Here is a 4,900-nt window from a genome sequence, read left to right as displayed (position 1 = left end):
CCACCATAACCTTTGGCAGAATCAGCAAGCAAATCTATTAATTTACGCCCATCGTTGGGGCGATGAACGGCGCGCTCTACTCCGGCAGGTCGGCTTCGCGCAGAACGCGCATAACCTCGCGAAACACCCCTTCGAATGGCGGCAGATCGCTCATCTGTTGCTGCAGCCGCCCCGTCCAAAGCGTGCCTAAACGCTTTTCCTTGGCGGCGATCGCGGCGGTCACGCCATTGGGCATGCGTTCCCGAAGGGCGAGCTTCTGGGTGAACTCGGCGAGATATTCCGCTGGTCGAATATCACGCTCCTCGAGCAAATTCCAAAGGTCGTAGAGATCGCGCGGCTCGGTGCGGGCCTTGTCCGACAGGGCCGCCAGCTTCTCGATGAATATCTCCGCCAGGCTGTAGGCCAGAATGGTCGGGCCTTCCGGCAGGTCGGCAAATTCCTCGAAGGTCCGCAGGATCGGGCGCTCAGCCAGTGGAAAGCAGAACACCTCATTGATCGTGATATCGACTTTCACGTCGCTGCGCGCGGGCAGGGGGCCTTTGTAGCTCAGATAGAAGGTGTGGGTGTTCTGATGGCCATGCCGGTCGGGCCGATCATAGGCCATGTTGATCCCCGAAGCCGCCTCGAGGATGGCGAAGATCTCGTTCAGGCCGGAGAGTATCGCGTCCAGGTCGATCGGCTTGATCAACGAAAAATCGAGATCCTCGGAAAAGCGGTAATTCTCGAACCAGCAGCGGCGCAATGCCGTCCCGCCCTTGAAGGCGAAAAATTCGCGCAATGGATGCTGGGCCAGGCCGGTCAGGAACCAGGCCAGGCAATAGTCGCGTTCGATCACCGCCTCGGGCACGCGGCGGCCGCGAGGCTTGAGAAGGCCGTTGGCGATACGGGAGAGATCGCGCTGGGGAATCATCAACTGCTCCGGATTATATCGAGTTCGTCGGGCTCGACGTTGAGTCGGATGCGCCATCGGGCCAGCATCCTGCCCTCATTGGGAAACAGGGGATCGAGGCGCTGATAGGTCGGCGTCAGCCGCGCGCGCAACGGCTCCAATGCGGCTGTGTCGGCCAGTTCGTATAATTCCAGCAGATAGCCCAGGCGGCGGATCACCGCGCCAACGCCGAGGCGAAGCGCGTATTCGATCATCAGTTCGACCCGCAGTGTATCGCGCTTCATCCAGAGTCCCTTGGCGACCTCCGTGACGCCACCGACATATTGCGGATGGTCGAGACCATCGATGATGGTCCGCTCGGGATCGCTGACCCTGACCTGCTCCTCGGATGTGATCCAGATCTCGGTCAGACCGAAGAAATCCTGCGGTTTGACGTCGACGAAGCGGAACTCATACCCGTGAATGTGCTGCGGGCGCAGCCGTTTGGCGCAGGAGACGATGATGGCCAACTGCGGTTGGGTGACCATGCGGTGCAGCTCGAGGGCGCTGCCGTGGGAGATGAAATAGTCCGCATCGCCAACCAGTGTCCTTGCAATGAGGTAAGGATCGCTCACATGCTCGGTGTCACGGCCCCGCTCGAATGGCACCAGATTGTAGAGGCCAGGCTTGAGACGCGTGACGATGCCGCGCGCTTCCGTGTTCGCGACGAGGCTGCGTGCCGATGACGGGCTCAGACCTGTGATCTCGGTGACGTCCGCAAGCGAAAAAATCGGCTGACGGCGTTCGTTGAGTTCGACGATCAGCTGGGCGGCCCGAGGTCCAAGCGTCTTGAGATTATATCCTTCGCGCAATTTGAGCCTCTATGAGCGATGTCCGGCGCGTTCGATATAACGGAGGTTATATTATATGGCAAGATCGTCGCCTTTAGTGGGACGGTCCGCGCAGGCAGTATACATCCAACAGGCCTTGGGTCGGGCCGCTCGCGGTTTATCAATCGTGATAAATGTTCGGCGAAGACGAACAAAAGTCGCGTTTCTTAAACCAGGAGCCGATCGCCTGAGCCATATGTCGTAGAGGGGTTGCGGCACAAAGACCGATTTTGGATCACCGAGACCGGCTGCGTTCCTGGGGTTTGGGCTCGCGACCTGGACGAGGGATGGGGGGCGTGGCTGGGTCACGGCCGCGGACGATATCCTGCCTGACGATCGGGGAGGCGTCCTTGACCATTGCCGGGCGGATGTTCCGTCCCGCCGCAATATGCGCATCGAGCTGCGTGCGGGCAACTGTCATCACCCGCGCGACCGCTTCGGGATTGTCGAACAACGTCCGTCGGATCACCGCTTCCATCACGCGCATCTGGCTGTCGGCCGCACGATCGTTCGGCGTGTTGCCACGATCGCCGCGCCGGGCATCGGGCCGTTCCAAACCATTGCCGTCGCTCCGGCGGCTTATCCCGGTTGACCCACGGGCGACATCGACGTCACGGGCTGCCATGGGCGCGATCGTATTGCGGCTCGTCTCTCCGCGGAGCCGGTCGAGCTCCTGGAAATCGCGATCATTGGGCTTGTAGCCACGTACCTCCAGCCCCTTTTGACTCGCCTCGATCCAGACCGATCGCCGAAATTCTTCCGATCCCGTGACGTGAATCCGATCCCAATTGCGGTGTTGTGCGATCGCCACCAGATCCTTGACGACCTCCTGGCTCTCCGTCGCCGTGACCAAGCGCCGGCCCTGATCGCGAAACGCGGGATCCTTTGCTTGCGCCGTCGTGAAAAAGGCGGGTTCGCCCGACCATTTTGCCTTGTCGGCATAATAGCGCTTCCGCACGCTCTCCGGCACATCGCCCGCCTCGAGGGAATGCACCTTGGGCGCGCGGCGCGGCACACCGACAGCCCCGGCATGATCAGGCGCTTCAGTGGGACCCTTCGATCCCCCAGGCGAGGACCTTTCCGGCGGAACCGACCCAGGCGCCCGCGCCTTGCGCCGTTCGGCGGCGTCGATGCCAACGCTGTTGGTAGTGGTCCGCGCCGTACCCGATTGCTTGCGATCACTCTCTGCCATGGTCATGCCTCTCGGTCACAAATGCTGGAGATTGGGCGCCGGCACCCACGGGCTCGAGAACGGCCCGGGCCGTCATCGCCGTGACAAAGGCAATAGCGGCCTGTTCATCGCCGGGGGGTGGCAGATCCACCATGTTGCCGAGCACCAACATGTCATCGGTGATCTCGGCAAAGCCCGACAGTTCGTCATCGGTCAACGCGCGCGAGTTTGGTTGTGCCTGCTCCGCAGCCGCAGTCGCTGGACCGTCGTTCAACAGAGCAGCCCGCTTCGCGCTAAGGGCCTGCGCTAACGGATCGCTGCTGCTCGCCCCGCCTGCCAATTTGGCGGCGGACGACACGGCGTTAATCGCGATCGGACGGGGCGCAACCTTGGGCGGGTCACTGATCCGGCTCGTGAAGCGCTTCGAGCGGAAATACTCGATCTTGCGGCCCCTGACGGGCGGAATCCCGCCGCGCATCAGCAGAAGGTCGCCCTTGGGCATCTGCATCAGCTCCTGAGGCATCATCAGCGCGCGCCGCTGGTCCGATTCCGACACGCTGCGGTTGGCGAGCAGGCCATGGATCGTCCGGCTCTTCGATTTGACGTTCATCGTGAAAAAACCGAGCCGCTCGGAAAGTTCGTTGGCGACCTTCAGTTCTTTGGGTGTGAATACGATCTCCAGACCGCAGTTGGCGATGATCTCGTCGGTGACATCCACGCCATAGATACCGCGGGGCTGGGACCGGCTCTGGATGACTGGCAACAGGCGAAGCCCGTAGCCTGCAACGTAGGAAAACGCCGACGCGATGACCGGTGCCTTGCCGAGGCGGGCGAACTCATCGAGCAAAATGAGCACCGGCACGCGGCCGCCATTCTCAGGCAGTTCCCGCGTATTGAGATCGATCAGCTGCTGAAGAAAGAGGTTATAGACGGGCGCGATCCGATCAATATTGTCGGGCGATACGCCAAGATAGATCGAAATCCGCTCGCGGCGGATTTGGCGCAGATCGAAATCGGTCTCTGACGTCGCGGCATCGACATAGGGATTGAGCCAGAGATTGAGCTTCGAGGTGATCGTCTGCTTGATGCCCGAAAATGTGTTGTCGGACGCGGAGGTGAAGTCACTCAGCGCCGACACACAGGCCTGGCTCAGCCGTTGCCCCCGCTTCTGCGCCTCTTCGACGACCTTCGGCAATTCGACCTTCGGATCGCCCGTCGTCAGTCGCCGATAGATTTCGCCGATCGTGAAGGGGAGGGCGGGATTGGCCGCGACAAGGGCGCCGACGCCGACAAAGGCGGCGCGCGCCGCTTCCGCCCAGAATGGATCAGCCTTTTCCGGAGCCGGAAACAACATGCCGCCGATCTTCTGGAGTTCATTGATCACATCGGTGTCGTCGAGCCGGTCGATGAAGCTCAAGGGATTGTAGCGGGCGCTTCGCCCTTCGGGGTCGAGCGGATCGAACAGATAGACCGACTGGCCATGGCGCGCGCGAAAACCTGCGGTGATGTCCCAATTCTCGCGCTTCACATCAAGCACCACCACCGAGTCCGCCCAACTCAGAAGATTGGGGATCACTACGCCGACGCCCTTGCCGGCGCGCGTCGGTGCCTCAAGCAAGACATGTTCGGTGCCGCCGAAAACGAGATAGCGGCCGCCTTTCTGCCCGACGACGATCCCGCTGTTGCTGCGCAGATGTTCGCGCCGGATCTCGCTTTCGCGCGCGAACCGTGCCTCGCCATGGAGCGTGCGCCCCTGCTTCAGGATGATGAGCAGGATGACGAAGGCGATTGCGCCGCTGACCAGCGCACCGCGCTCCAGCCACAGATGCAGAAGCGGGTCGCGGCGATAGTACCAGAGCCATCCGGGTATCGCCGAGACCTGCGTGCGCGGGCCGATCTGGTTGAGGCCGACGAGCGCGACCAGCACCGCGCACAAGGCACATGCCAAAACGGTTGCCGCGAGCATCCCCG

4 protein-coding genes are annotated in these 4,900 nt (G+C 61.9%); all 4 read right to left on the bottom strand.

The genetic code is table 11. From position 1 onward, the window contains the following. Positions 1-76 precede the first annotated feature (76 nt). The 4 genes from V7D69_RS15305 to V7D69_RS15290 all read right to left on the bottom strand — a co-directional run bounded on the left by V7D69_RS15305 (position 77) and on the right by V7D69_RS15290 (position 4,895). Positions 77-910 (bottom strand): nucleotidyl transferase AbiEii/AbiGii toxin family protein, encoded by an 834-nt coding sequence (locus V7D69_RS15305; RefSeq protein ID WP_179563572.1) that lies wholly within the window; start codon positions 908-910, stop codon positions 77-79. After that, entirely contained in the window at positions 910-1,740 is an 831-nt protein-coding gene (locus tag V7D69_RS15300; RefSeq protein WP_179563573.1) for a type IV toxin-antitoxin system AbiEi family antitoxin domain-containing protein, read from the bottom strand. Before V7D69_RS15300 ends, V7D69_RS15305 begins: the two co-directional genes overlap by 1 nt. A gap of 253 nt (positions 1,741-1,993) precedes the next feature. Next, entirely contained in the window at positions 1,994-2,950 is a 957-nt protein-coding gene (locus V7D69_RS15295; RefSeq protein WP_261937547.1) for an LPD7 domain-containing protein, read from the bottom strand. Further along, entirely contained in the window at positions 2,937-4,895 is a 1,959-nt protein-coding gene (locus V7D69_RS15290; protein WP_179563635.1) for a type IV secretory system conjugative DNA transfer family protein, read from the bottom strand. Before V7D69_RS15290 ends, V7D69_RS15295 begins: the two co-directional genes overlap by 14 nt. Between the last annotated feature and the right edge of the window lie 5 nt (positions 4,896-4,900).

It is taken from the genome of Novosphingobium sp. (assembly GCF_036733805.1).
Taxonomy (GTDB): Bacteria; Pseudomonadota; Alphaproteobacteria; order Sphingomonadales; family Sphingomonadaceae; genus Novosphingobium.
The sequence above is the reverse complement of the archived record's forward strand: the minus strand, read 5'-3'. Positions and strand labels throughout refer to the sequence as shown.

Excerpts from the sequence above, each read along its gene's own strand:
- V7D69_RS15290 (WP_179563635.1), bottom strand. The coding sequence starts at position 4,895 with ATGCTCGCGGCAACCGTTTTGGCATGTGCCTTGTGCGCGGTGCTGGTC.
- V7D69_RS15295 (WP_261937547.1), bottom strand. The coding sequence starts at position 2,950 with ATGGCAGAGAGTGATCGCAAGCAATCGGGTACGGCGCGGACCACTACC.
- V7D69_RS15305 (WP_179563572.1), bottom strand. The coding sequence starts at position 910 with ATGATTCCCCAGCGCGATCTCTCCCGTATCGCCAACGGCCTTCTCAAG.